Source organism: Sphingobium sp. EP60837 (assembly GCF_001658005.1).
Lineage (GTDB): Bacteria > Pseudomonadota > Alphaproteobacteria > Sphingomonadales > Sphingomonadaceae > Sphingobium > Sphingobium tyrosinilyticum.
The window spans coordinates 1,522,985-1,546,022 of the sequence record NZ_CP015986.1 but is presented as its reverse complement, the minus strand read 5'-3'; the positions used below and the strand labels follow the sequence as shown (position 1 = coordinate 1,546,022).

The window sequence follows — 23,038 nt, the reverse complement described above, 5'->3', positions numbered from 1 at the left end:
ACACAGACAGAAAACGACAAGAGTTGGCCGGAGGCGAATGTCCGGTTCGGAGGCGGGATTTGAGGAAAGCTGCCGGTCGCCCTTTCAAGCGACATCGGAAAGAGTCCCCTTAGCGACACCTAAAACTGGCCCCCTTTCATGATGGTTCGTTGCCTGCTGGTTCAAGCGACGGAGTGGCCTTTTGCAAAAGGCCACTCCGTCGCTTTTCGCGCAATCGGTAGCTGTCGCCGCGTATCGTGATGACGTGGCTGTGGTGAAGAAGACGATCCAGGATTGCGGTGGCCACCACCGGATCGCCAAAGACGGTTCCCCATTCTCCCACGCTGCGGTTGGAAGTGATGAGCATCGCTCCTCGCTCATAACGGCGTGACACTAGCTGGAAGAACAGATGCGCGGCGTTTGGGTCGAACGGGAGGTAGCCCAGTTCGTCCACGATGAGCAGCTTAGGTTTGGCAAGGAAGGCGAGGCGCTCTTCAAGTCGCCCTTCGCCATGGGCTTTTACCAAGGCGGCAACCAGCGCCTGCGCGGTGGTGAACAGCACGGTATGGTTCTGGCGGATCACCTCCCGGCCCAACGCGATCGCCAGGTGTGATTTGCCCACGCCCGGTGGACCCAGCAGCAGCACTGCTTCTCCATGGGCGACCCAGCGGGCCGTGGCGAGCTCCCGTATCTGAAGGGGATCGACGCTGGGCTGGGCGTCAAAGTCGAACCCGTCAAGTTCGCGGGCATGCGGGAAGTGAGCGATCTTCATCGCCATCTCTACCCGGCGCTCGTCCTTGCGCGCGATTTCGCGCTCACACAGGAACGCCAATGTCTCGCGCATGGTCAGATCCTGCCGCGCGGCCTCATCGAGCAACGTATCGAGTTGGTCGCGGATAGCGGTGAGCTTCAGCCGGCTCAGCCAGCCCAGCAGCGTTTCATGGTCGATAGCCATCACCAACGCCCTCCTGCCAGCTGCTCATATTCAGCCAGGGGGCGCAGCAACTCGGGCAGATGCAGCCGTGGCTCCTCGAAGGTTTCGGCACGCCGCACAGGACCGTTGGCGCCCGCAACGCCGACAAAGTGCGCAGGGTCTGTCAGCCGGCGATGGCGACCCGCAGCCTCGGCATGCTCGGCAACCAACCGCCCCGCATGGAAGACCGACACACGTCCAGCACTGACTGTTACCTGCACGGTTTCGCCCACCAGGCGCCAGGGAACCGAGTAGGCGTTCGTATCGATCTCGACGGCACAGTCGCCGTGCACCTTGCGCACCAGCTCGCGGATCTGCCGGAACGGCGGCCGGCCATTCAAGGGCCTGAGCTTGCTCGCCTCGTCACGGACAAAGCGCTGCAGCGGGGGTTCCCCGGTCGAACCATGGCAGCGTAAATCCGCGATCTCGCGCATCCACCAGGCCAGATGCTGCTCCAGTGCCTCCATGCTGGCAAAGCCATGACCCGCTAGTGCATTGTTTTTTACGTAGCCGACGCCGCGCTCGTCCTTGCCTTTGGTGCGAGCACGATAGGGCGCGCATGCCCGCGGCCGAAAGCCCCAGTAACGTGAGAAAGCATGTAGCCGATCGTTGAACACAACTTCCCGCGTCGCCGCGTCATGGCGCGTGACCAGCGCCGCCGCATTATCCAGCAGCACCTCTTCGGTTACGCCGCCAAAATGGCGAAAGGCTGCCTCCATGCCATCGAACCAGGCCGACTGCCGCTCATGGCGGAATGCCATCGTGAAGGGGCGGCGGGAATAGCCCAGGGTCGCGACAAAAACATATATTCGGACCCTATCACCACCGATGCAGACGCGCTTCTCGCCAAAATCGATCTGAAGCTGGTGACCTGGCGGCGTCTCGAACCGTGTCGTCGCGCGCGCTTCTGCCGCCAGCTGTTGCCGAAAGCCAGCCACTGCTCGCTCAACCGTCCGCAAACTCGCTACGACACCGAGTTCACGGGCCAAATCCTGCCGAACGACATCGGCATTGCCCCGGTGCCGGAAAAATCGCTCACGAAGCCATGTCTCATGACCGGCCAACATCCCGCGAAGTACCCGCCGCTGATAGGGTTGCCACCGGCCTGCCCCAAGATATCGCTTTACGGTCGTGCGCGAACAGCCAAACTCTCGCGCCAGGCGCTTGCTGCCCCAGCCCAGCTTCCTCAACCTCAGCATCGCCGTCACCTCATCAGGCTCAAGCATCGCGTCCCTCCGCAAGCCAACTGCGGAGATCGTCTCATCATCCATATTCATCTGTCCCGTCCTCCTTCCGGAGGGGGCCAGTTTTCAGTGACGCGAGGGGGTCAGTTTTGCATGTCGCCTAACACGCCCGGCGTCGGCTCTCGACCAGCTTCCGCCGTTCCGGTGCCATTGTGGGAATGGCGGCAACGCTACAACCGGTCGTTCGAGAGTCTGGCAGCTGCCAGACAGCGAGGCACCCAGTGCGGACCATTTCATACCGACAGCCAGCTATCCTCATACTGCGGCGCGAAGCCGCTTGTTTGTCTCGCCAGCCCTGCTACTATCGAACGATATAGTATCATTAAAGTTTGCGCGGAGGGGGGCGTCTTAGTGTCGGCAATCGACCGCTTTATCATGAGAAAATTGTCAGTGAACGAGATGCAGGCGGCAATTAGCCGTGCATATCTCTCTGTAATCCCCGACACAGCTAGAGAAGGCTAAATATGAACCGCAGGGATTTCGTGGCAGGAGCTGGCGCCGCCCTAACTCTGGGTACAGCCACGCGTGGGATCGCGCAGGCCGTGGCCGCGCCTGAAATTCTCCGCGTCACCATAGGCTCCGCTATTGCCGGCCCGCTGAAGCACATTTGGAATGCGGTTGGTAGCGATCGTGCGGCCATAACGATGCGAGAAAGCTGGCGCCGAGACATCGATCAGGCTCGCAAAGAAATTGATCTAAACTATGTTCGTTTCCATGGGATCTTAAACGACGAACTCGGCGTATATGTCTCGACGCTACAGCGGAGCAGCGCCCGTACTCCCAATTTCAAGAATGTCGCCGAGGTGTACGACGGGCTGGTAGAACGTGACCTGTCCCCAATCATCGAGCTGAGCTTTATGCCGAAAAAGCTAGCCGCGGGGTCGAGCGTTTTCGGCTACTACCGTGGCATCAACACACCGCCCACCAGCTACGAAGATTGGGGCAAATTCATTGGTGATTTCGCCCGCTTCCTGGTGGAACGCTATGGGATCGAGAAAGTCGCTCGATGGCCGATCGAGGTCTGGAACGAGCCAAATTTAGCACCCTGGTTCTGGTCGGGCACGCAGGCCGACTATTTCAAGCTTTACAAGTCGGCTGCCGTCGCAGTGAAGGGCATCGACCAGAGGCTGCAGGTGGGCGGCCCGGCGACCTCAGCGACATCCTGGATTCCTGAGTTCCTCGCCTTCTGCAAGGCGGAGAATGCGCCGGTCGATTTTGTCTCCACTCACGTCTATCCGGGCGACGCACAGAAAGAACTTTTCGGGTCAGACCTGAAACTGTCGGTTAACGACGTAGTGCCGGAGGCTGTGCGGCGCGCCCGAGCGAAGGTTCGAGCCAGCGCCTTTCCCAACTTGCCACTCTATATTGACGAATGGGCATCGGACTCCCCGGCGATGATCGCTCATGTGCTGGCGAACGTTCTGGGCGAGGCAGACATGATGTCGCACTGGACGCTCAGCGGCACGTACGAGGAACTCGGACCGACCGATTATCTTCTGCAGGATGGTGCGATGGGGTTCGGGATGATGAACCGCGGTATCCCCCGACCCAATTACAACACCTACCGGCTATTGCATGCGCTCGGCGACCAGCGGCTCGTCGCGAACGGACCGACGCTCGCCTCACGGCGCCGAGACGGCCGCTTGGCGGCACTGGTGTGGAATCTCGCGGAAACATCACAACCTGCAGGTATTCCAGGCGCCAATCCCGCCCGTACGGTCGTCGGCTCTGCGAAACGCATGGTCGTCAGCCTACCCGATTTGAAGCCTGGACAGGCCATCAAGGTGCGATATGTCGATCAGGAACGCGGTTCCTTTGTGTCGGCATGGCACGCCATGGGGTCTCCCAAGTTACCCACGCTTGCACAGATTGCGACCCTGCGCCGGGCGAGCGAAATCGCTCCCGCCCAGACAGTACGCCTCGGGCCGAAGCGCGAGTTGCAGTTCGATCTCCCAGCAGAAGGGGTTGCCCTGATCGAGAGCTGATCGTTTATGGAATGGCCCGCCCCACCTCTCCGGCATCTGATAGGATGCCGGTGCTAACAGAGAGGAGCGAGCCATGACCATTGTGATGATCGGCATCGACTTAGGCAAGAACAGCTGCAGCGTCGCGGCGTTGGACGAACGGGGCGCGGTGGTGCTGCGTCGACGAATGCGATCGGCGGGTATCGTGAGTTTTGCGTCGAAATATGCGCCATGCGCGGTCGCAATGGAGGCGTGCTGTGGCGCCCATTATCTCGGCCGCCTGTTGCTCGCCCAAGGTCACACGGTCAAGCTCATGCCGCCCGAGTATGTGCGCCCTTACGTCAAAGCGCAGAAGAACGACGACCGTGACGCGGAGGCAATCCCGGAAGCCGCGACCCGACCAACGATGCGGTTCGTCGAGTTGAAGAGCGAGGAGCAGCTGGACATTCAATCGCATGCCCTGATAAGCGGCGATCACGACAGGGAAAGTTCTTTGGGAAACTTCTCCTTGCTTGGAGTCCGCAATCGCGACGGCGCAGATCAGGGGCGCTTAGCGAACATGGCAAGGCGACCAGAACCCGCCCTGGAGGGAATCGCCGCCAACTCAGCGTTGCAGCTCTCGACGAGCGCAAATTAGGTCAATTGGAAGACCGCAAACCGTCCATGAAGATATCGACCGCGTCGGTCACCCAGTTGCGCCGCGCGTCCGCCGGCATGTCGTCCGCGCCGGCGATGGCCGCCCGGAGTGGAGAACTCAGAACCATGTCCTGCAACATCAGCATCGCCCGGCGCGGATCGGTGCACCGCACTTCGCCCGCTGCGGCGGCCTCGGCGATGATCGCCAGCATCCGTTCTCGTCCGGGGAAAGTCGAATCTTCATCGGCCAAGCGCGCAAGCTCGGGAAATCGCTTGGCCTCGCCCATGATGATGCTGAACATCATCACCATCTTGGGATCGAGCATGGCATCCAAGGCTTGCGCGGCCACCTCGATCAGCTTGTCTCGCACCGGCGCGCCTCGGCTCGGTTCGGCTGAGAAGCGCTCCCTAAGCAGGGCGTTGCTCACCTCGATGAACAGCCGCTCCTTGCTGCCGAAGCGCGCGAACACGGTTTGCTTGCTTGTGCCAGCGGCTGCCGCGATCGCTTGAATGCTCGCCTTGCTGAAGCCGAACTTAAGGAAAGCCGCCTCGGCAGCAGCGAGGATAGTACCCCCCAATCTCGCCGTTTCCGCGGCTTCCGGCCGCCCCCCCCTTCGAGACCTCATGGATTTTCACCGCTTCTCATTGTCCGGGCTGCGCCTCATGTCACTTTCGCTCGCCGTGCGATAGCGGACAAACAACAACTTGACCATACGTCAAGTTTAAGTTTACGAAGCAGCGAGAGGCGCGGATCGACAGCCCTGATCCACATGGGAGACATGCATTGGACTACACCGAGAAAACGGCAGCGACACACTTGCCGGTTGATCCGTGGCACCTGCGCCCGCCTGCTCCGGTTCCCCTTGCCGGTCAGCCGATCAGCCAGTGGGGCCTCGCCATCGATGCGCCGCTTCGGCTCGACGACCCGGAGCGGCATGCCTGGGACGACGAAGCCGACATGATCGTCGTGGGCCTGGGCGGCGCGGGGGTCGCGGCCGCGCTCGACGGCCTTGGACGAGGCCTGTCCGTCATCGCGCTCGACTTGTATGAAGGCGGTGGCTCCACCGCGGCCAATGGCGGCGTCTATTATGCCGGAGGGGGCACATCGATCCAGCAGGAAGCTGGCGTGGAGGACGATCCGGCGAGCATGGAAGAGTACCTGCGCTTCGAAGTCGGCAATGTGGTCTCGGCCGAGACCTTGCGCGATTTCTGCCAGTCCAGCGCCGAGACCTTCGAATGGCTCCGGCAGCACGGCGCGCCGTTCAGCGCCACGCTCTATGCCAAGAAAACCAGCTACCCGCCGCTCGACAAGTTCCTCTACCACCCCGACAGCAGCTTGGCCGGCCCGTTCCGCGATCTCACCCGGCCGGCGGCCCGGGGGCATCGGACGGTCCACCGCAACGGCAAGAACCCGTTCGGTCTCGGCGTGGGCATCTACGCACCGCTGAAAGCAGCGGCGCTGGCGCGAGGTCTGAAATTTCATACGCATTCCGACGTTCGCCAAGTGGCGGTCGATGCCGACGGCCGGGTCATCGGCGTCCGGGCCGAGCGGCTCGCCGATCCCGTCGTTCGCGAGCGCCACTCGCGGCTCATCGCCAAGGCGAACAAGTGGATGACCATGCTACCCTCGACTCTGCCCGGCGCGCAGCTGACCGTCGCGATCGGCTATCGCTACCTCGCCAAGGCAGAAGCGCTCGCGGCCGACGCGCGCACCAGCCTGTGGCTGCGTGCCCGAAAGGGGGTCGTCCTGAGCGCGGGGGGCTTCATCTGCAACCCCGAGATGGTCCGGCACTTCGCCCCGCATTGCTCGGCCGGCCTGCCCAACGGCACTCTGGGTGACAATGGCAGCGGCATCATGCTGGGCGTCTCGGCCGGCGGGCAGACCGGCCTGATGGAGCGCGTGTCCGGATGGCGCTTTCTCTCGCCGCCGCACGCCTGGGGCCGGGCCATGGTGGTGGACGGAGAAGGCCGGCGCTACCTCAACGAGACCTGGTACGGCGCCCGCATCGGTGACGAGATGCTCGAGCGGCATGATGGCCGGGCCTATATCATCATGGACCGTAAGCTATGGCGGCAAGCCTTGAAGGACGCCTTCGGCGAAGGCGTGCTGAGCTTCCAACGCGACATCACCTTGGTGAATTGCCTGGTCGGCGCGACCAAGGCGGCCACGCCGGCGGACCTCGCGGCCAAGATGGGCTTCTCGCGGGAGGTATTCGCAAGTTCGCTGGACAAGTACAATCGCGCCGCGCGCGGGGACATCGCAGACCCATTCCACAAGGCGCCCGACGAGATGGCCGAACTGACCACCGGTCCGTTCTACGCAGTCGATGCCTCCACCGACGCGCGCCTGTTCCCGCTCTCCTGCATGACGGTCGGCGGCCTGCTCGTGGACGAGGCGACCGGCGCGGTCAAAGGGCTGTCTGGCGGACCCGTTCCCGGCCTCTATGCTGCGGGGCGCAGCGCGGTCGGCATCTGCTCCAACCTCTACGTCAGCGGTCTCAGCTTCGCCGACTGCATCTATTCGGGTCGCCGGGCGGCCAAGGCGATTGCCGCAGCAGGAATCTATGCCTCAGGCCCTCACGTTGCGAGCCTATCTTGATCCCAAGAACTCAGACCTCAGCCTGTGATGCGTCGGTGACGGCGGCGGGTCCGCTCAAGCAAACTGCGGCGCAGGTGCGCTGCCAACCGAGTTTGGACCGCTCGGGCCAAGAGTTTCTGCCTGGAGCGGGTCCAACAGGCTGGTTGCCCTGCTTGGGTTTGCATGCATTGTCGTTGGATGTTCCTGATCACCATGTTCACGCATTCGCTGCACAGTTTGCTAGTGAACACCTCGATGAATGCATTGTTGATCGGCTTGCCGCTTTCAGGTTGGCCTAGACGCTTATTGCTACTGCAATAATTCCCTAATTGCACGGCGTCGTTCGTTATTGTAGGAGTTAATTCGGCCGCCGGTCAATAAGTACAGGTGGCAGACCCTGGATGATCGGGAGAGAGGCTTTGGTCCTGGAAAAGACATTTTCGCGGCGGACGTCGCTCAAGATCGGCAGTGCCATGACCTTGTGGGCGATGGCCCCGGTGCGCGCGATCGCGGCAGTTCCGGAGACAGCATTGGCTGATCGACGTGATCAGCCGCTGTCGCTCGGCTGGCGCTTTTATCGCGGCGACGGCAGCGACTACGCGTCCAAATCCTTCGACGACGCCAAGTGGCGAACAGTCGATCTGCCCCATGATTGGAGCATCGAGGACCTCGATTCCTCAGACATAAAGGTCAGTTCGACCATATTGCCTTTCGATACAGCGCCCTTGTGGGAATCCGCAAAGGGCGTGCCCAAGTCGGTGGGGCCGTTCGACGGCGGACGCGCCCTCATGGGCGCGACGAGCCGGTCGGGCGGCGCGCGCGACACGGGGTTCACCGTCGGTGGCGTCGGCTGGTATCGCAAGAGCCTGCGCCTGCCCGCCTTGCCACAGGATGCGCGCGTCGAATTGATGTTCGACGGCGTTTATATGGATGCGGAGGTCTGGCTGAATGGTGTCAGCCTGGGCCGGCACATTCATGGTTACACGCCCTTTTCCTTCGACCTCACGCCGCACCTCGATCCGTCGGGTAATAATGTCTTGGCGGTGCGGGTCGCCAATTTGGGCCACAACAGCCGCTGGTATTCAGGATCGGGCATTCACCGGCATGTCAGGTTGAACGTGACGCGCAGCCTGCGCTTTGCGCTCTGGGGCATTGCGGTTGCGACGCCGCGAGTTTCCGCGTCCTCTGCCACCATGCAGGTCCGCGCGCGTGTCGAAGGCGTGGCGCCCGGCGCGATGTTGCAGGTCGAGATCAAGGATGCGCGGGGCCGCAGCGTCGCGCGGCAGGAAGTGGCGGCAGCCGCCGAAAGCCAGCTGACGATCGAGCTTCCCCGCCCTGCCCTGTGGTCGCCGGAAAATCCCAGTCTTTACAGCGCCGAATGCAGGCTGGACATTAACGGCCAGCAGATGGACAAGTTGGCAGTGCCGTTCGGCATCCGGTCTGTCGAGGTCGATGCCGAGCATGGCCTACGGATCAACGGGGTTGCGGTCAAATTGCGTGGCGGATGTGTCCATCATGACAATGGCCATCTGGGCGCGGCCGCGATCGACCGGGCAGAGGAGCGCAAGGTCGAGTTGATGCTGGCGCGCGGCTATAATGCGGTGCGTACGTCCCACAATCCGCCATCCCCCGCTTTCCTTGACGCGTGCGACCGGCTGGGCATGCTGGTGATGTCAGAGCCCTTCGATTGCTGGAACGTGGGCAAGAACCCCGATGATTATGCGCTGTATTTCAAGGATCATTGGCGGGAAGACCTCCGTGCGACGGTCGCGCGCGACGGCAATCACCCCAGCATCATCATGTGGAGCATCGGCAACGAGATCCCCGAAACCGGATCGCCCGAAGGCGTCAAGACCGCCCGGATGCTGACCACAGAATTGCGCCGCCTGGACAATACAAGGCCGATCACGCAGGCGATCAACACGCCGAACGGACCCGATGTGGTGCGGGCGGATGGCAAGCCCGATCAGGCCGGGACCCAGTTCCTCGATGTCGCCGGCTATAATTACAGGCCGAAAAGCTATGAACCGGACCATGCGCGTTTCCCGCATCGGGTGTTCGTCGGCACGGAAAGCTTCCCCAAGGATATCGATGCGATCTGGCGGAGGACCGAACGCCACCCCTGGCTGATCGGCGACTTCGTGTGGACCGCGATGGACTATCTCGGCGAAGCAGGCATCGGACGGGGTGAATTGTCCACCCCCGATTTCTCCGGCGCCAAATATCCGTGGTTCGGCGCCAATTGCGGCGACATCGACCTTATCGGCCAGCAAAAGCCACAGTCACTGCTGCGCGACGTGATCTGGGGCCTCAGCACGGTTGAAATGACGGTGCAGCGCCCGCTCCAAGCAGATGCCAGGGAAAAGATAACGCCGTGGGGCTGGCGCGATGAGCTGCAAAGTTGGACATGGCCCGGCGCGGAAGGGCGGCCGGTGAACGTGTCGATCTACACCCGCGGCGACAGAGTCGAACTCCTGCTGAACGGCAGGCGGGTGGCAGAGAAGGCATTGACCGAGAACGACGGATCGGTCGCGCAATTCGATGTGCCATTTGCGCCGGGACGCCTTGTCGCCCGCGCTTTCCGGAACGGTCGCAAGATCGGCGAACGGGCGCTGGAAACGGTAGGCGCGCCCAACGCGCTGCGACTGAAAGCGGATCGCATGAAGCTGCGTGCGGATCGCAACGACCTGGCCTTTGTAACGGTGGAGGTCGTGGATGCGGCCGGGCGGCTGGTGCCCGACGCTGCCCATGTCCTGACCAGCCAGTGCAAGGGTCCGGCGGAACTGGTGGGCTTCGGCAACGCCAATCCGCGCGGGGTCGCCAGTTTCCAGCAGCCTGTCGCCAAAAGCTGGCATGGGCGCGCGCTGCTGATCCTGCGGCCCACTGGCGAAGCGGGACGAACCCTGGTCAGGATCGAAAGCGAAGGCTTGAAGCCCGCGATGCTGTCGCTGGACATGATATCCACGTAACCATACCGTCGCATGGATTCTGCTCGAGGTGGCGGCCATAATTCACAACTTCATCGCAAGTGAAGCATCGCCCGCGATACAAGTTATCGCGAACTACTCTTTGCTTGTGAGAAGCTGAGGCCCCCCACGGTACAACCTCATCAGCTTTGAACGGGCGCGTATGAATTAACGATCTGGAATGGAGAGGCCTGCATGAAAGTTTCGCGGCGAACATTGCTGGGATCGGCGACCGCCAGCGCCCTGATGGCAACCCCGGTTATGGCCGCATCCCAGCCGGATTATAAGAATCCCCGCCTTGCGACCGATCGGCGCGTCAAGGACCTCCTCTCCCGCATGACGCTGGAGGAGAAAGTCGCGCAGCTCCAGTGCGCCTGGTTCGGCAAAGGCAAGCTGCTGGATCCCGCAACGGGCAAATTCTCAGCCGAGAAGGCGAAGATCGCGCTTCCCAATGGCATCGGCCAGATCGGGCGCCCCTCCGACAAGGCCGGCACGAACAAGTTCGCCACCGAGCGCTTCCGGAACCCTGACGACGCCGTCGCCCTCATCAACGACATGCAGCGCTTCGCGGTGGAACAGACCCGTCTCGGAATTCCGTTGCTGTTTCACGAGGAGACGGCCCACGGCCTTGCGGTCAAGGGCGCGACCATGTTGCCGACGCCCACGGGGCTGGGCAGTACCTGGGACCCGGATCTGGTGGAGCAGGGCTTTGCGCTCGTTGGGCGGCAGGCGCGGCTCCGCGGCATCACCGTCGGTCTTAGTCCGGTGCTCGACCTGCTGCGTGATCCGCGCTGGGGTCGCAGCGAGGAGTTTTTTGGGGAAGACCCGTTTCATGTCGGGGAGATGGGCGCGGCCGCCGTCCGCGGCCTTCAGGGGCCGAGCCGGCCGATCGCGCCGGACCGCGTCTTCGCCGTGCTCAAGCATTTCGTCCATGGCACGCCGCAAAATGGCCTGAACGTCGGCCCATCCGACATGTCGGAGCGAACGCTGCGTCAAGTCTATCTGCCGCCCTTTCAGCGCGCGGTCCGCGACGCCCACGCCGCCATCGTAATGCCGTCCTATAACGAGGTTGCCGGCGTCCCGGCGCATGGCAATGCGGACCTTCTCCAGCGGACGGGGCAGGGGCTGCTCGGTTTCAGCGGGGCCTATTTCAGCGACTATAACGGCGTGTCGGAACGCGACCGTGCACAAGATGGCGGCGAACACTGGTGAAGCGGCGGTGCTGGCGATCCGGTCCGACGTCGATGTCGACCTGCCGGAAGGCGCCAGCTATGCCCGTCTTCCTGCGATGCTGCGCGAGGGCAAGGTGGATGAGGCGACCATCGACGCGGCGGTATCGCGCGTCCTCACCCTCAAGTTCGAGGCAGGGTTGTTCGAGCATCCCTATGCTGATCCAGCCAGGGCCGCCCGGGTGCTCAACGACCCGGCGGGTCCGGTGCTGGCGCGCCGGCTGGCCGAGCGAAGCCTCGTCCTCCTCAAGAATGACGGGATATTGCCGCTCGACCCGAAGCGCGCGACGCGCATCGCCCTGATCGGTCCCAATTCGCGCGAGGCGCTGCGCGGCGGATATTCCGGCGAACCCACCCATGCAGTCGGCATCCTCGAGGGGCTGCGCGCCGGCGCGGGCAAGAGCGTCGTGATCGAACAGACCGACGGCGTGTGGATCAACATGCCGGGCGTCGGCGCGCCCGAAACCGTGCCCATCCGGCCTGTCCCCGCCGCCGACAACCAGCGCCGCATCGCGGAGGCGGTGGCGCTCGCCCGCCGGTCCGACATCGTCATCCTGTGCGTCGGCGATACCGAGGCGACCACGCGAGAGGCGGTCGTGCCTATGCTGCCGGGTGACCGCAGAACGCTCAACCTCTTCGGCGATCAGGATGCGCTGGTGAAGGCGGTGCTGGACTGCGGCAAGCCGGTCGTCGGAATACTCATCAACGGTCGTCCGCTCATCGTCGACGAACTGGCGAAAGGGGCGAGCGCGCTGATGGTCGCCTGGTATCCAGGCGAGCAGGGCGGTCAGGCCATTGCGGACGGACTGTTCGGACGGGTGAACCCCGGCGGCAAGCTGCCCGTCACCTTTCCCGCATCCGTCGGTGAACTGCCGGACTGGTATAACCACCAGCCTTCGGCGGACAAAGTGCCCTATATCGAGGGCAAGCGGACCCCGGCGTTCCCGTTCGGCTTCGGCCTCAGCTACACCAGCTTCGACATATCGGAGCCTCGTTTGGCGAAATCGAGCATCGGCCAGATGGAGACCGTGCGGGTCGAGGTGGACGTGACCAATAGTGGCGGTCGCGACGGGGACGAAGTGGTGCAGATCTATGTTCGCGACATGGTGGCGTCAGTGCCCCGCCCCGTACTTGAGCTCAAGGCCTTCCGCCGCGTGACATTGCGCAAGGGGGAGCGGCGCACCGTCAGCTTTGATCTCACCCCCGATGCGTTTGCTTTCTGGGACAAGGGAATGAATTGGCGCGTGGAGCCGGGTGAGTTCACAATCTTCGCAGGCAACAGTTCTGCGAACCTCAAGAGCGCAAGATTAACTGTTGCTTAGCCCGCAGATTGAATGCGCAGCGCTGCCCTATTGGCTGCACGAAATTGGATATCCGCCGCGTCAAGTTGGAGTCCGAAATTTTTGCATTTTGCTATGATCGACAAGCTTTGGTCAAAACCTGCCGAAGCCTGGTTTCCCGGCGGGAAAACCGATCCCAATCTCGCGCTTCTGCGCTTCGACATCGACGACGCTGATCTATGGGCTGACATGGATCACCTGACCTGTCACGAAGCTCAATTCCTCGCTTGCCAGCCAGAGCGCTGCATTGGCGACGTCCACCGACATGCCTGACCGCTAAAGCGGGATCTCCCGCATGTAGAGCTGGCGCATCGCAGGAATGGCCATCCCGCCGCCGGACATGGGTGCGTCCGCCACGCCGCCTGCCGCGATGCTGTTGGCGCGGATACCTCTGGCTCCAAACTCGTTGGCGATCATTCGTCTTCCTTTCATTCTTGAGTGCGCTGGACGCCTTTCAGTTCAAGCCCCGGGGTTAGGCGAAGCGTTGGCGGCACCCGCTTCAGGTTCGCCAGTTATTCCCATATCTTCAAGCGCAAGCCGCAGCAGTTCTTCCATAGCGGCGCGGGCGCGTACCGGATCAGCGGCCGCAATTCCGTCGAAAACGGCCAGGTGATCGGCGAAGGATGGACGGGGGTCGATGCTGCGTTCCTGTTTGAAGCGTGTGGTCCAGGTGACTGCCGAACCTACCGAACTGGACAGTGATGCGAGCAATTCGTTATCCGCCGCCTCGAGGATGGTGCTGTGGAAACGCTGGTCAGCCGCGCGGCCCTCTGCTGTGGCAAGGCCTTCCTCACGCATGATGTCCAACGCTGCGCGCAGTTGCCGCACATGATCGTCCGTGCGGCGTGCGGCGGCCATGGCGGCAGCGGGAGGCTCGATGAGGCCGCGCAGTTCGAACAACTCGCGCACGAAGCGTGGATCCGGCCGTCCCGACAGGAACATCCAGGCCAACAGGTCAGGATCCAGCATGTTCCACCGCGAGCGCGGGGTCACATGCGTGCCGGCCTTCGGACGGCTCTCCAGCAGACCCTTTGCTGTGAGCAGCCGAATGCCTTCGCGATATGCGGTGCGCGAGACCCTCAAGGCTTCCGATGCTCCGATTTCTCCGCCTAGCACATGACCTGGCAGATATTCGCCTGAGAGGATGGCAATGCCCAATTGGCGCGCGACGGACTGATGAATCCGCAGACTCCTGTCTTGCTCATGATGCTCGCGCGATTTCATGCGCTCAGCCCCTCTGCAATGAACCGGTCAAAGCGCCCTCACCCTTGCCAAGCCTTCGTCCGCTGCACGGATCAGCGGATTCCGGGCGGGCAAGGTGAAGCAATCGGCCATGACTTCGAACACATCTCCCGGCTGCGTCTCTACCTTGTCGGTGAAGGAGAGTGTGGCGGTTCCGAAGAAATGCACGTGGACATCGCCTGGCCGCCGGAATTGCTGATATTTAAAATGATGATGCTCGAGATTTGCGATGCTGTGCGACATGTTCGCTTCGCCTGACAGGAACGGCCGCTCCCACAGCGTTGCGCCATCGCGCAGTATGCGGCTGGAGCCACGAATGTCCGCGGGCAATTCGCCCAGCAGCAGTTCCGGGCCCAGTGCCGCCTGCCGAAGCTTACTATGGGCAAGCCACAGATAATTAACCCTCTCCGTCACATGGTCGGAAAATTCATTTCCCAGAGCGAAGCCGAGGCGGAAGGGCGTACCGTCAGGACCGTTCAGGTAAATGCCCGCAATCTCCGGCTCTTCCCCGCCGTCACCTGCAAAGGACGGCATGGCGAAAGGATTGCCTGGCAAGACGAGAATCGATCCGTCACCCTTGTAGAACCATTCCGGCTGCACCCCTTCCTGATCGGGATCGGGCTTTCCGCCTTCTTCGCCCATCAGGAACATGCGCATGCTGTCGGTGGCATGTCCTGCCGCAGCGGCCTTGTGCATCTTATCGCGCCCTTCGGCCGACCCCAGATGCGTCAGGCCCGTGCCGCTTATCATCAGATGCGCTGGGTCCGGATGATCAATCGGTGGCAGGATGGTCACTCCTTCAAGTGAAATCCGATTCCCGCGGCAGGCATTGGCGCGTTCCAGCAGCGTGACGCCCGCCGCGATGGCATCAAGCGCCAGGCTGCGGATGGATGAGACCGCGACCAGCCGATGCGTCTCGCCGTCCGCATTGAGCGCGGCCACCCCCCGCCCCGCGCCATCGGTGAATTGTATCAGCGAGCGTATCATGCGGCCTCCTTCGCACCATTGAGACGACGGGGTAGTTTCCACGGATTGGCCTCTTGCAGCGGGGGCGGCAGCAGCGCGTCAGCCATGTCCTGATAGCAGACCGGCCGCAGGAAGCGCGCCATCGCCAAGGTGCCGACGGACGTGGTGCGCCCATCCGTGGTCGCAGGGTAGGGACCGCCATGGACCATTGCCCAGCTTACCTCGACGCCGGTCGGCCATCCATTGGCAAGCACACGACCAGCCTTCGCCTGGAGGAGGGGCAGGACGCGCAAAGCGGCTGCCTCATCTTCCGCGTCGAGGTGGATCGTGGCTGTCAGCTGTCCTTCTAGCCCCTTGATCGCCTGCGCCATCGCATCGGCATCCTTGCACCGGATCACCACCGACGATGCGCCGAACACCTCCTCGCGCAGGGCGGCGTCGCTGACGAAAGCTTCGGCGCTGGTGGCGAACAAAGCGGCGCTGCCGCAAGTTGCATCGTCGGGTCCGACTGCCAGCAAATCGGCGCCAGGATTGTCGCGCAATGCGGCGACCCCTTTCGAATAGGCGGTGCGAATAGCGGGCGTCAGCATCACTTGGGGTGATGCGGATGTGACAGCGGCTTTCGCGGCGGCGAGGAAGCGGTTGAGATCAGGTCCTTCAAGAGCGATCACGATTCCAGGATTTGTGCAGAACTGACCCGCACCGAGGGTCAGTGATCCCACAAAGGCTGCAGCGAGAGCTTCGCCGCGCGTCTTAAGGGCGTGGGGCATGAGTATGACAGGGTTGATGGAGCTCATTTCCGCGTAGACTGGAATGGGCTCCTGCCGCTTTGCCGCTATAGCCGCGAGCGCCAGTCCGCCAGAACGCGAGCCGGTGAAACCAACCGCCTTGATGCGCGAATCAGCCACAAGCGCACTGCCCAGTTCGTGAGATGCGCCCGGCAAGTAGGAGAAGGTTCCGGGATGAAGGCCGCACCCGAGAACCGCTCGCACGATAGCCCGCGCGACAAGCTCCCCGGTGGCCGGATGCGCAGGGTGGCCCTTCACGACTACTGGACACCCAGCCGCGAAGGCGGAGGCGGTGTCGCCGCCGGCAACGGAAAAGGCGAGGGGGAAATTCGATGCGCCGAAAACCGCGACGGGGCCGAGCGGCACATTCATACGGCGCAGGTCAGGCCGTGGCGGGACGCGATCAGGAAGCGCGGAATCGATCGTTATGTCGAGCCACAGGCCCACGCGAACTTCGGACGCGAAAAGGCGGAGCTGGTTGATAGTACGCGCGCGCTCGCCTTCCAGTCGCGCACGCGGCAGGCCGCTCTCACCCATGGCGTTGAGGATCAGATCGTCGCCAATCGCTTCGATCTCCTGCGCGACCGCCTCCATAAAGCCGGCACGAGTTTCGGGACTGAGCATGGCGAAGCTTTCCGCAGCGTTTGCAGCCAGCCTGCAGGCGTCGGCCAGATCCTCCTTCCCCGCGCTGGAAAAACTTTGGGCGCGTGCCACGCCGCTTGCCGCATCGAAGCCCTGAAATCTTGGCTCGCGCTGACGGCTTTCGCCGCCGATCAGGATGCTACCATCGATCAAAAGTGAATCTCCAGATTATTTCAGCAATTCCGAGGCGGGCCACCGCCCCTTGGCAATGATGTCAGCGGCAGAATGGCATCAATGTTGGACGAATATGGCCATGAAGATCGCCACGGTCGTTCGGCTCCGTTCACCATGAAGGCTCAGGAGCTGATTTACTCATACAAGCAAATATACTCATACAAGTGGTAGGTCAACCGGCCGAGCGGTACTCCACCTTCAATTTCGCTGAACGCCGTGCGATCTGCTGAAGATCTTGCCGAAGGCGGACGCACACATTGCGGCAGGGTCGCTGCTGATCTACGAAACCCTCCATGTCCGAGCCAAGTCGATTGCTATCAAGACTGTTGGCTTTCGACCCATTCGAAGGACAACTACATCAAGCCACTAATTTGCGCATGGCATGCAAAAGCGGACCGGCCGCAGCTCAAAATGACAAGTGCCTCCTGGGCGTTCGGTGGGTTGGCCATTTAGATAAAGCATTGGGCTGCTTCATATATTTAGCCAACGCATAGCGCAGAGCTATACCCTTTTAAAAATCCATATTATGCCTCCTCCGACTTTTTCGCCATCAGCATTCGTCATAGACTTCAGGGGAGACGAAGGTGGTTGAAGTGCATCGCAGGGCTTTGTCGGCTCAGTCTTCGCTCTCGCCGCTAGCTTCGGTACCATGCTTCTCTGCTAGGACTGATGAGGGACGCAAAGTTGCACCCGTCATCCTAGACAATGATTTCGCGGGCGATCCAGATGGCTTGTTGCAGCTGGCGCACCATAACCTTTGTCATCCGTGAATATTCCGCTGATAATCAGCTCTCACCTCCCGGCCAATTTCAGTAGCGGGCGTGACTCAAGCGATGGCGCCGCGCGGGCGCGCGAACTGCTCACGGTCATGAACCTTAATGGAAAACATAAGCCAATAGCCGGTGCTGACGCGGCAATGCGGTCACGCACGTCATGGACCCCCAGCCCTGCCTCGTCAGCCATCGTGCGGGAAGCTATGCGCACCGACGTTAGCGAACCGCTTTTCTATGCACCGGGCGCGGGATTGACCGAACTGGCTCTCGCATGGCTTGTGGAACGCAGATTGGCCAGCACTTTAAGCTCATCTGGGATTGAAGGCAGCGAGCATGAAGGCATTGCCAACCCGCTCCCGCAGCCGGACGAAATCGGGTTCAATTTCTCCATCGATCCGGATGCCACACAAGTAATCTTCAACGAATCCGACATCGAGATTTGGCAGGTGCCGCGTGATGCCTATCGGCAGATGCTGTTTTCCAACACGGAATTGGAAGAACTCGCCGCTTCGCCGGACGAGGCTCCAAGGGGTGCCTCTGGGATCGGTTCAGGCGTGACAAGACCTCAATCAGATGGCTCTCCGGATCGGTGATGAGCGACGCGTACACCAGGTCCGGGCGGGTCGTAGATCGGATGAGCCCATGATCGGGATCACGCTGGCAGCGATCAGCAATCTGCTTTCATTATCCGATCTCCCGTCGCCTGACGATAAGACCCTCAAACCTCATCCGGTGCGGCTTTCGCCGATCCGGTTTTTGGCGTGAGTGAGTGCAGATGGCATAGTCCCGCGAGACCTGGGGTGGAGGCGGCAGGCGTCTACCGGCCAGTTCTTAAGCGTCACAGGATGGCGAGGAGGCCCGCGAGCAGGAGCAGCAGCGCCGCGGTCCAGCGGTGCAGCCGCCAGCGCGGTGGCGCTACCTTTTGAATGGCGGCCAGGATGGTGAGCGGAGCGATCCAGGCAAGGTTCATGACGCCGCCTGCGAACAGCAGCAGCATCAAGGCCCAGCAGCAGCCCACGCAATAAAGTCCATGCCGCATACCGAGGCTGAATGCGCCCGCAGCGCCGGCCTTCCAATAGCGATGGATGAAGATGAGCGGCGACTGGCATTTTTCGAGGCAACGATGCTTGGCGGGTGTCAACTCATAGGCGGTTGCCAGCAGCAGAAGCGCCGAGGCAGCTCCTCTTTGGTCGAGCGCAAGCGTGGCGGCGGACAAGAGGCCGTTGTGCAGCAGCAATGCCTGCGCGACTGCGGCAAGGGCCGAGAATCCGGTCCACAGGGCGACATAGGCAGCGACGAACAAAAGACTGTGCAGCAGCCGCATGCTCTCGCTGTCGGACCTGTCGATCCGCGCATGGAGCAGGATCATCGGCGCGGCGGAGGGAAGCATCATCGCAACCATCATGGCCGACCACATGGCGAAGGCCGTGGCCAGATAGGCGAAGGACCAGGGATCGGCACTCATGGTCATGCCGCCCATCTCCATTCCAGCCATGTCCCTGCCCGGCATCGCAGGCATGTCAGCCATGAGCGCATGGGGGTGGGACAGAAGCCATGCCCAGGCCATCAGCCCCAGCGCCAGCAAGGCGGCTCCGACGATCAGGCTGTGGCGGGAGAGCAGGTGATTGAGGGCAAGCCCCGCCCGGCCGGGCGGGGAAGCCTGCCTAGTGGACAACGCCGCTCTCGGTCAGGTGCAGTTGCGCAAATTGGGCATGGGAATCGCTGAGTTGCACATCGACCGGCCCCTGCGTCCGCGCCCAGCCGCGGCCGACTTCGCAGACGTCATATTCGAATCCCTGAGGCAGGTTGATGCGCGCGCGATGCTCCTCCCCCGTCACCGGGTTGACGATCGGTTCTCCACGCGCGTCGATCCAGCCTGGAATGTCCAGCCGCGCGGATCGGCGGTCTATATCGACCCGCAGGTCAATAGGGGCAAAGACAGGTTCATGCACCTTGGTGAAGGTGGTGGAGAAAACTTGGAAGAAAGTGGCGCCAGGCACGGTGTCGAGGCCGCTCATGATGCGCAGTAACGCCTCGCGCTGAGGCAGATCGGCGCGTTCATCGACGATCGGCACGGCCTGGCCATTGCCTTCATGGATCGGCCCTGGCCAAGCGACGATCAGGCCAATGCGCAGCCCGGATAGATCAGTTTCGTCATGATGCCCCTGCTCGATATCTATTGCAGCGATAGCCTGACAATGACCATGTGTGGGCAATGCATTGAACTGGCACGGGCAACCGTAGGAACAGTTGCAGTGCACGAATTCCTTGCCCTTGATGGTCCAGCGCGTGGCCATGGGACCTCTCCCTTTGCCGTGAGTCTTGGACGGCGGAAGCATAGCAGTTTTGCAAACCGATCAACAGGCCGCCCAATCTTTCGCCGCCATGTGGTTACGGAGCGGCCGTGCCAGAGTGTGGCGTCGGCCAGCTCCGCAACCCTGCGCCAGGCAGGCACAGAGATGCCGGCCGCCCCTCAACCGAGACGGCCGATCTGAAGTAAGTTCTAACCATGAGGGCAGCGCCGCGGCCCTTTATGGGCCGCGGGCGATATCAGACGCGGCTGAGGGGGGCCGCGAGCCTTTCGAGCGGCGGAAGCTGAGCCGGATGGGGGATGGTGACCTCCACCGGGATAGCCGGTTCGATTTCCGACACACGGCCGCGCATACCATGGTTCGCCGCCCAGATCGCGGCCTGGGTCCGGTTCTTGACGCGCAGCTTACGCAGCACGGCCTTCACATGAACCTTCACCGTCGCCTCGCTGATGTCCATCCGCTTGGAGATGACCTTGTTGGGGCATCCCATGATGAGCCAGCGCAGGATTTCAAGCTCGCGATCCGACAGGCTGGCCGCATCCACTGGACGTTCTATTTCCAGCGCATCCGTCAACGTCGGCCGTGACTGCAATTCGTCGGCGAGTTGCGGCGGGAGTACCCGTTCGCCCATCGCGACCAGCTGCAGCGTCGCAACCAAGCGATCGCAGCTGATTTCCTTAATGATATAACCCATCGCGCCCAGCCGGAACGCCTTGAGCATAGTCTGGAAGTCAAACCGGTCGGACAAGACAACCAGGTAGGAGCAAGGGAATCGCCGCTGAAGGACTTCAACGCTGTCCGCGTCCAGCTCCTCAGTGCCATTATCTATCAGTAGCAAGGATGGCCCGGTGTCTTCTTCCGGGACCTCCACCTTTTGGAGCGCAGTGGCAATATTTGGATATTGGCAGACCCGGAAATCCCTATCCATAAGGATCCGGCTCAAACCTTCTCGAACGATTGCATTACCGCACAACAGACGCACATTGACTGGGTAAGCCATTGGGTAGTCCCCTCATGATCCCTTTCACGTTCGTTAGCAGGCCCCAAACGAAGCATGAAAGACCAGTGACTAAATGCCTGCAGTGCGACCCTTTCTTTTTCTTTCAACAACTTATGACTAGCACATTTGTGCCGTCAGAGTCCTGACCTGCGAGCGGAAATTTCGAGTTAGTGACAATATCCGCTAACAGTTTGTTAAGGCTTGGAAATTTTATCCTAACCCTTTTGACTATGTCATAGATGCAGCGCCTGAAATACTACTTTTGGCTTACTGCAGAGGACATGATGGAAGCATATGCCTCACCCGGCAAGGTTGCGAGTCTCTATTTATTAATAGCCAAGATTAATTGGCTTTCTTAACCAGAACAAAGACTTGGATCGCATCCAATAACCATGTCCGCGCCAGTCGCGCTGCATTAGGCTCGGGGGACTCGGGAGATGGTGGATTCTAAGCAACAGTCGCTATTTACATGCGTCCATCGTTGCGGTTCGGTAATGAACGGAGAAAAAGGGTCAGGTACTTGCCCAACGCTTAGCTGCCGTTGGGACCGCCGCCGCCGCCAGTATTGCTGCCGCCGCCAGCCCCGCCCATACCACCGGCGCCCACCGCGCCGATATTTCCGAAAATCTCATCGAACAGGCTGCGATGACGGCCCAGCGTGGGGGTCTTGTCGCCGGAGGGCGAGATTTTCGCGACCTGCTCCAAGCCCATACGATCAACAGCGACCACATTGCCCGCCGCGTCGAAGCGGACATGCAGAATGGTCTGCGCCGCGGGCTTGGGATTGGAGAAAGCCAGGGCGCGCATGTCGCGCGACACATAATACCAGTCCTGATCGCCAAACTGCGCCGTGAAGCTGGGACGGCCCAACGTGCCTTCGACCGATGCGCGGTTATCGACGCCGGGCTGGATCGAATCGACCAGCAGCTTGTCCACCTGATATCCCTGATGGGTCCGGATGCGCGTGCAGCCCGATGCGCCCAGGACAAGCGCGCCGAGGCCGACGGCAAGCAACAGATGTCGGCTGAACAGACGCATGAACTTCTCCTGCCGGGACGAGCCCGGAAAACGCGAAAACCAAAGCCGCCATTGCATCGCGCGGCCCAGCGATCAATATGGAAATGCGCGAGCCCCGGCAAGGGGGCCTCCGCTTCGTTCAGCCAGGAAACCGCTTCATCATGCCCAACCTCTTCCAGCGCCTGTTTGCGCGCAGCGACCCAAAGGACGCGATGCAGCCGCTCTATCAGGCTACCGTTCATGAAGGACGTCAGCCGCATTGGTATCTGGAAGGCAAGGTGCCCGATACGATCGACGGCCGGTTCGACATGATCGTCGCCATATTGGCGCAGGTGCTGATGCGGCTGGAGGCGCTGGGCGCCAGCCAAGAAAGCGTATGGCTGACCGAGTTGTTCGTCGATGACATGGACGGGCAGCTCCGGCAGGAGGGCATTGGCGATGTGGTGGTCGGCAAGCATATCGGCCGGATGGTGAGCGCCTTGGGCGGTCGTTCGGCCGCCTACCGCGCGGCGCTTTCGGGCGAAGCGGAACTGCGGGAGGCGCTGGTACGCAACCTCTACCGCGGGGAGGTGCCTGCGGGGGAGGCGATCACCCATGTCGAATCTTGTCTGCGCGCGCGCTGGATTCGGCTCGCCGCGCTGTCGCGCGACGCGCTGCTGACGGGAGACCTCGGATGAGCAGCCCGGCACCTGAATTTTCGCGGCCCGTCCGCATCGATCAAATCGCCCGGCACGCGCAAGGCGTCACCATTGCCGCCGACGCCAGTGAACGCGAGGCATTGGCGCGGCGCTTCAACCTGTTGGCGCTCGACCGGTTGGAAGCCGACTATGCGATGAGCGAGGAAAATGGCGCGATCGTGGCGCGCGGGCGGGTGCGGGCTGAGCTGGCCCAGCCATGCGTCGCTACGGGCGTCGCGGTGCCGGAGAAGATCGATACTGATTTCCTGCTGCGCTTCGTAGCCGAGAGCGGCGAGGCGGCGGAAGGGGAAGAATTGGAGATCGATTCGGAAGATTGCGATGTCATCGGCTTTGATGGCCAGATGATCGACATGGGTGAAGCGGTAGCCGAAACAGTGGTTTTGGCGATGACGCCCTATCCGCGCTCGCTCGATGCCGACACCTATCTTCGCGAAGCAGGTGTGCTAAGCGAGGAGCAGGCGAGCCCCTTTGCCGCCCTGCTGTCGCTCAAGGACAAGAAGCCCTGAGCTGAAGGCTT

21 protein-coding genes and 2 pseudogenes are annotated in these 23,038 nt (G+C 61.9%); 11 read left to right on the top strand and 12 right to left on the bottom strand.

The window, feature by feature from the left end; all coding sequences use genetic code 11:
* Positions 1 to 136 precede the first annotated feature (136 nt).
* A complete protein-coding gene (istB, locus tag EP837_RS07540; RefSeq protein WP_066523638.1) occupies positions 137 to 934 on the bottom strand; it encodes an IS21-like element helper ATPase IstB in 798 nt (265 codons plus the stop codon).
* The gene (gene istA / locus EP837_RS07535; RefSeq protein ID WP_156518418.1) at positions 934 to 2,229 is read right to left on the bottom strand and encodes an IS21 family transposase; all 1,296 of its coding nucleotides are present in this window, start codon (positions 2,227 to 2,229) and stop codon (positions 934 to 936) included. Before istA ends, istB begins: the two co-directional genes overlap by 1 nt.
* Positions 2,230 to 2,660: 431 nt before the next feature.
* Between istA and EP837_RS07530 the strand changes: the two genes are divergently transcribed.
* Entirely contained in the window at positions 2,661 to 4,181 is a 1,521-nt protein-coding gene (locus EP837_RS07530; RefSeq protein ID WP_066526017.1) for a GH39 family glycosyl hydrolase, read from the top strand.
* Between the two features lie 73 nt (positions 4,182 to 4,254).
* Positions 4,255 to 4,614 (top strand): annotated as a pseudogene (locus EP837_RS07525) (IS110 family transposase); the annotation flags it as partial.
* Positions 4,615 to 4,798: 184 nt separating this feature from the next.
* Here the strand turns inward: EP837_RS07525 and EP837_RS07520 are convergent.
* Positions 4,799 to 5,374, bottom strand: a complete 576-nt coding sequence (locus tag EP837_RS07520) for a TetR/AcrR family transcriptional regulator C-terminal domain-containing protein (RefSeq protein ID WP_066526014.1) — start codon at positions 5,372 to 5,374, stop codon at positions 4,799 to 4,801.
* A 206-nt stretch (positions 5,375 to 5,580) separates the two neighbouring features.
* Here EP837_RS07520 and EP837_RS07515 point away from each other — a divergent pair, with 206 nt between their 5' ends.
* From EP837_RS07515 to EP837_RS21520, 5 genes and pseudogenes are all read left to right on the top strand, one after another.
* Positions 5,581 to 7,395, top strand: coding sequence for an FAD-binding protein (locus EP837_RS07515; protein WP_225870513.1), 1,815 nt, complete (start codon positions 5,581 to 5,583; stop codon positions 7,393 to 7,395).
* A gap of 398 nt (positions 7,396 to 7,793) precedes the next feature.
* Complete coding sequence (locus tag EP837_RS07510) at positions 7,794 to 10,343, top strand: glycoside hydrolase family 2 TIM barrel-domain containing protein (RefSeq protein ID WP_197486246.1); 2,550 nt, start codon at positions 7,794 to 7,796, stop codon at positions 10,341 to 10,343.
* A gap of 192 nt (positions 10,344 to 10,535) precedes the next feature.
* The gene (locus EP837_RS21250; protein WP_197486245.1) at positions 10,536 to 11,552 is read left to right on the top strand and encodes a glycoside hydrolase family 3 protein; all 1,017 of its coding nucleotides are present in this window, start codon (positions 10,536 to 10,538) and stop codon (positions 11,550 to 11,552) included.
* Positions 11,533 to 12,891 (top strand): glycoside hydrolase family 3 C-terminal domain-containing protein, encoded by a 1,359-nt coding sequence (locus EP837_RS21245; protein WP_225870592.1) that lies wholly within the window; start codon positions 11,533 to 11,535, stop codon positions 12,889 to 12,891. The genes EP837_RS21250 and EP837_RS21245 overlap by 20 nt, the downstream gene beginning before the upstream one ends.
* A gap of 90 nt (positions 12,892 to 12,981) precedes the next feature.
* A pseudogene (locus EP837_RS21520) lies at positions 12,982 to 13,092 on the top strand (pyridoxamine 5'-phosphate oxidase family protein); the annotation flags it as partial.
* On the opposite strand, the gene EP837_RS22005 reads toward EP837_RS21520, so the two are convergent.
* From EP837_RS22005 to EP837_RS07485, 5 genes are read right to left on the bottom strand one after another with little or no spacing between them, the layout of a single operon-like run.
* On the bottom strand, positions 13,087 to 13,176 hold the full coding sequence (locus tag EP837_RS22005; RefSeq protein ID WP_225870591.1) for an SDR family oxidoreductase: 90 nt from the start codon (positions 13,174 to 13,176) through the stop codon (positions 13,087 to 13,089). The pseudogene EP837_RS21520 and the gene EP837_RS22005 overlap by 6 nt on opposite strands.
* A 9-nt stretch (positions 13,177 to 13,185) precedes the next feature.
* Positions 13,186 to 13,326 carry a hypothetical protein gene (locus tag EP837_RS21240; RefSeq protein ID WP_197486243.1) on the bottom strand — a complete coding sequence of 47 codons (141 nt, stop codon included), beginning with the start codon at positions 13,324 to 13,326 and terminating at the stop codon, positions 13,186 to 13,188.
* Positions 13,327 to 13,368: 42 nt separating this feature from the next.
* On the bottom strand, positions 13,369 to 14,133 hold the full coding sequence (locus EP837_RS07495; RefSeq protein ID WP_066526002.1) for a FadR/GntR family transcriptional regulator: 765 nt from the start codon (positions 14,131 to 14,133) through the stop codon (positions 13,369 to 13,371).
* Positions 14,134 to 14,160: 27 nt separating this feature from the next.
* Positions 14,161 to 15,138, bottom strand: a complete 978-nt coding sequence (gene araD1, locus EP837_RS07490) for an AraD1 family protein (RefSeq protein WP_066526000.1) — start codon at positions 15,136 to 15,138, stop codon at positions 14,161 to 14,163.
* Complete coding sequence (locus tag EP837_RS07485) at positions 15,135 to 16,700, bottom strand: aldehyde dehydrogenase (NADP(+)) (RefSeq protein ID WP_066525999.1); 1,566 nt, start codon at positions 16,698 to 16,700, stop codon at positions 15,135 to 15,137. The genes araD1 and EP837_RS07485 overlap by 4 nt, the downstream gene beginning before the upstream one ends.
* Before the next feature lie 997 nt (positions 16,701 to 17,697).
* On the opposite strand from EP837_RS07485, the gene EP837_RS07480 reads away from it, so the two are divergent.
* Positions 17,698 to 18,087: a hypothetical protein gene (locus EP837_RS07480; protein WP_066525994.1), complete on the top strand. Its 390-nt coding sequence runs from the start codon at positions 17,698 to 17,700 to the stop codon at positions 18,085 to 18,087.
* A gap of 49 nt (positions 18,088 to 18,136) precedes the next feature.
* Positions 18,137 to 18,259: a hypothetical protein gene (locus EP837_RS21855; RefSeq protein WP_257784354.1), complete on the top strand. Its 123-nt coding sequence runs from the start codon at positions 18,137 to 18,139 to the stop codon at positions 18,257 to 18,259.
* Between the two features lie 73 nt (positions 18,260 to 18,332).
* On the opposite strand, the gene EP837_RS07475 is transcribed toward EP837_RS21855, so the two are convergent.
* The 4 genes from EP837_RS07475 to EP837_RS07460 all read right to left on the bottom strand — a co-directional run bounded on the left by EP837_RS07475 (position 18,333) and on the right by EP837_RS07460 (position 21,844).
* On the bottom strand, positions 18,333 to 19,169 hold the full coding sequence (locus EP837_RS07475; RefSeq protein ID WP_066525991.1) for a DUF2182 domain-containing protein: 837 nt from the start codon (positions 19,167 to 19,169) through the stop codon (positions 18,333 to 18,335).
* Positions 19,159 to 19,791: a DUF1326 domain-containing protein gene (locus tag EP837_RS07470; protein ID WP_066525988.1), complete on the bottom strand. Its 633-nt coding sequence runs from the start codon at positions 19,789 to 19,791 to the stop codon at positions 19,159 to 19,161. The genes EP837_RS07475 and EP837_RS07470 overlap by 11 nt, the downstream gene beginning before the upstream one ends.
* Positions 19,792 to 20,044: 253 nt before the next feature.
* Positions 20,045 to 20,806: a LuxR C-terminal-related transcriptional regulator gene (locus EP837_RS07465; RefSeq protein ID WP_066525985.1), complete on the bottom strand. Its 762-nt coding sequence runs from the start codon at positions 20,804 to 20,806 to the stop codon at positions 20,045 to 20,047.
* Positions 20,807 to 21,337: 531 nt separating this feature from the next.
* Positions 21,338 to 21,844 (bottom strand): outer membrane protein assembly factor BamE, encoded by a 507-nt coding sequence (locus EP837_RS07460; protein ID WP_066528934.1) that lies wholly within the window; start codon positions 21,842 to 21,844, stop codon positions 21,338 to 21,340.
* 140 nt (positions 21,845 to 21,984) lie between these two features.
* On the opposite strand from EP837_RS07460, the gene EP837_RS07455 reads away from it, so the two are divergent.
* Positions 21,985 to 22,500 carry a ubiquinol-cytochrome C chaperone family protein gene (locus EP837_RS07455; RefSeq protein WP_066528936.1) on the top strand — a complete coding sequence of 172 codons (516 nt, stop codon included), beginning with the start codon at positions 21,985 to 21,987 and terminating at the stop codon, positions 22,498 to 22,500.
* Positions 22,497 to 23,027: a YceD family protein gene (locus EP837_RS07450; protein WP_066525982.1), complete on the top strand. Its 531-nt coding sequence runs from the start codon at positions 22,497 to 22,499 to the stop codon at positions 23,025 to 23,027. Before EP837_RS07455 ends, EP837_RS07450 begins: the two co-directional genes overlap by 4 nt.
* Positions 23,028 to 23,038: the final 11 nt, after the last annotated feature.

Excerpts from the sequence above, each read along its gene's own strand:
- istB (WP_066523638.1), bottom strand. The coding sequence starts at position 934 with ATGGCTATCGACCATGAAACGCTGCTGGGCTGGCTGAGCCGGCTGAAG.
- istA (WP_156518418.1), bottom strand. The coding sequence starts at position 2,229 with ATGAATATGGATGATGAGACGATCTCCGCAGTTGGCTTGCGGAGGGAC.
- EP837_RS07530 (WP_066526017.1), top strand. The coding sequence starts at position 2,661 with ATGAACCGCAGGGATTTCGTGGCAGGAGCTGGCGCCGCCCTAACTCTG.
- EP837_RS21250 (WP_197486245.1), top strand. The coding sequence starts at position 10,536 with ATGAAAGTTTCGCGGCGAACATTGCTGGGATCGGCGACCGCCAGCGCC.
- EP837_RS21245 (WP_225870592.1), top strand. The coding sequence starts at position 11,533 with ATGGCGGCGAACACTGGTGAAGCGGCGGTGCTGGCGATCCGGTCCGAC.
- EP837_RS22005 (WP_225870591.1), bottom strand. The coding sequence starts at position 13,176 with ATGTCGGTGGACGTCGCCAATGCAGCGCTCTGGCTGGCAAGCGAGGAA.
- EP837_RS21240 (WP_197486243.1), bottom strand. The coding sequence starts at position 13,326 with ATGATCGCCAACGAGTTTGGAGCCAGAGGTATCCGCGCCAACAGCATC.
- EP837_RS07495 (WP_066526002.1), bottom strand. The coding sequence starts at position 14,133 with ATGAAATCGCGCGAGCATCATGAGCAAGACAGGAGTCTGCGGATTCAT.
- araD1 (WP_066526000.1), bottom strand. The coding sequence starts at position 15,138 with ATGATACGCTCGCTGATACAATTCACCGATGGCGCGGGGCGGGGGGTG.
- EP837_RS07480 (WP_066525994.1), top strand. The coding sequence starts at position 17,698 with ATGCGCACCGACGTTAGCGAACCGCTTTTCTATGCACCGGGCGCGGGA.
- EP837_RS21855 (WP_257784354.1), top strand. The coding sequence starts at position 18,137 with ATGATCGGGATCACGCTGGCAGCGATCAGCAATCTGCTTTCATTATCC.
- EP837_RS07470 (WP_066525988.1), bottom strand. The coding sequence starts at position 19,791 with ATGGCCACGCGCTGGACCATCAAGGGCAAGGAATTCGTGCACTGCAAC.
- EP837_RS07465 (WP_066525985.1), bottom strand. The coding sequence starts at position 20,806 with ATGGCTTACCCAGTCAATGTGCGTCTGTTGTGCGGTAATGCAATCGTT.
- EP837_RS07460 (WP_066528934.1), bottom strand. The coding sequence starts at position 21,844 with ATGCGTCTGTTCAGCCGACATCTGTTGCTTGCCGTCGGCCTCGGCGCG.
- EP837_RS07455 (WP_066528936.1), top strand. The coding sequence starts at position 21,985 with ATGCCCAACCTCTTCCAGCGCCTGTTTGCGCGCAGCGACCCAAAGGAC.
- EP837_RS07450 (WP_066525982.1), top strand. The coding sequence starts at position 22,497 with ATGAGCAGCCCGGCACCTGAATTTTCGCGGCCCGTCCGCATCGATCAA.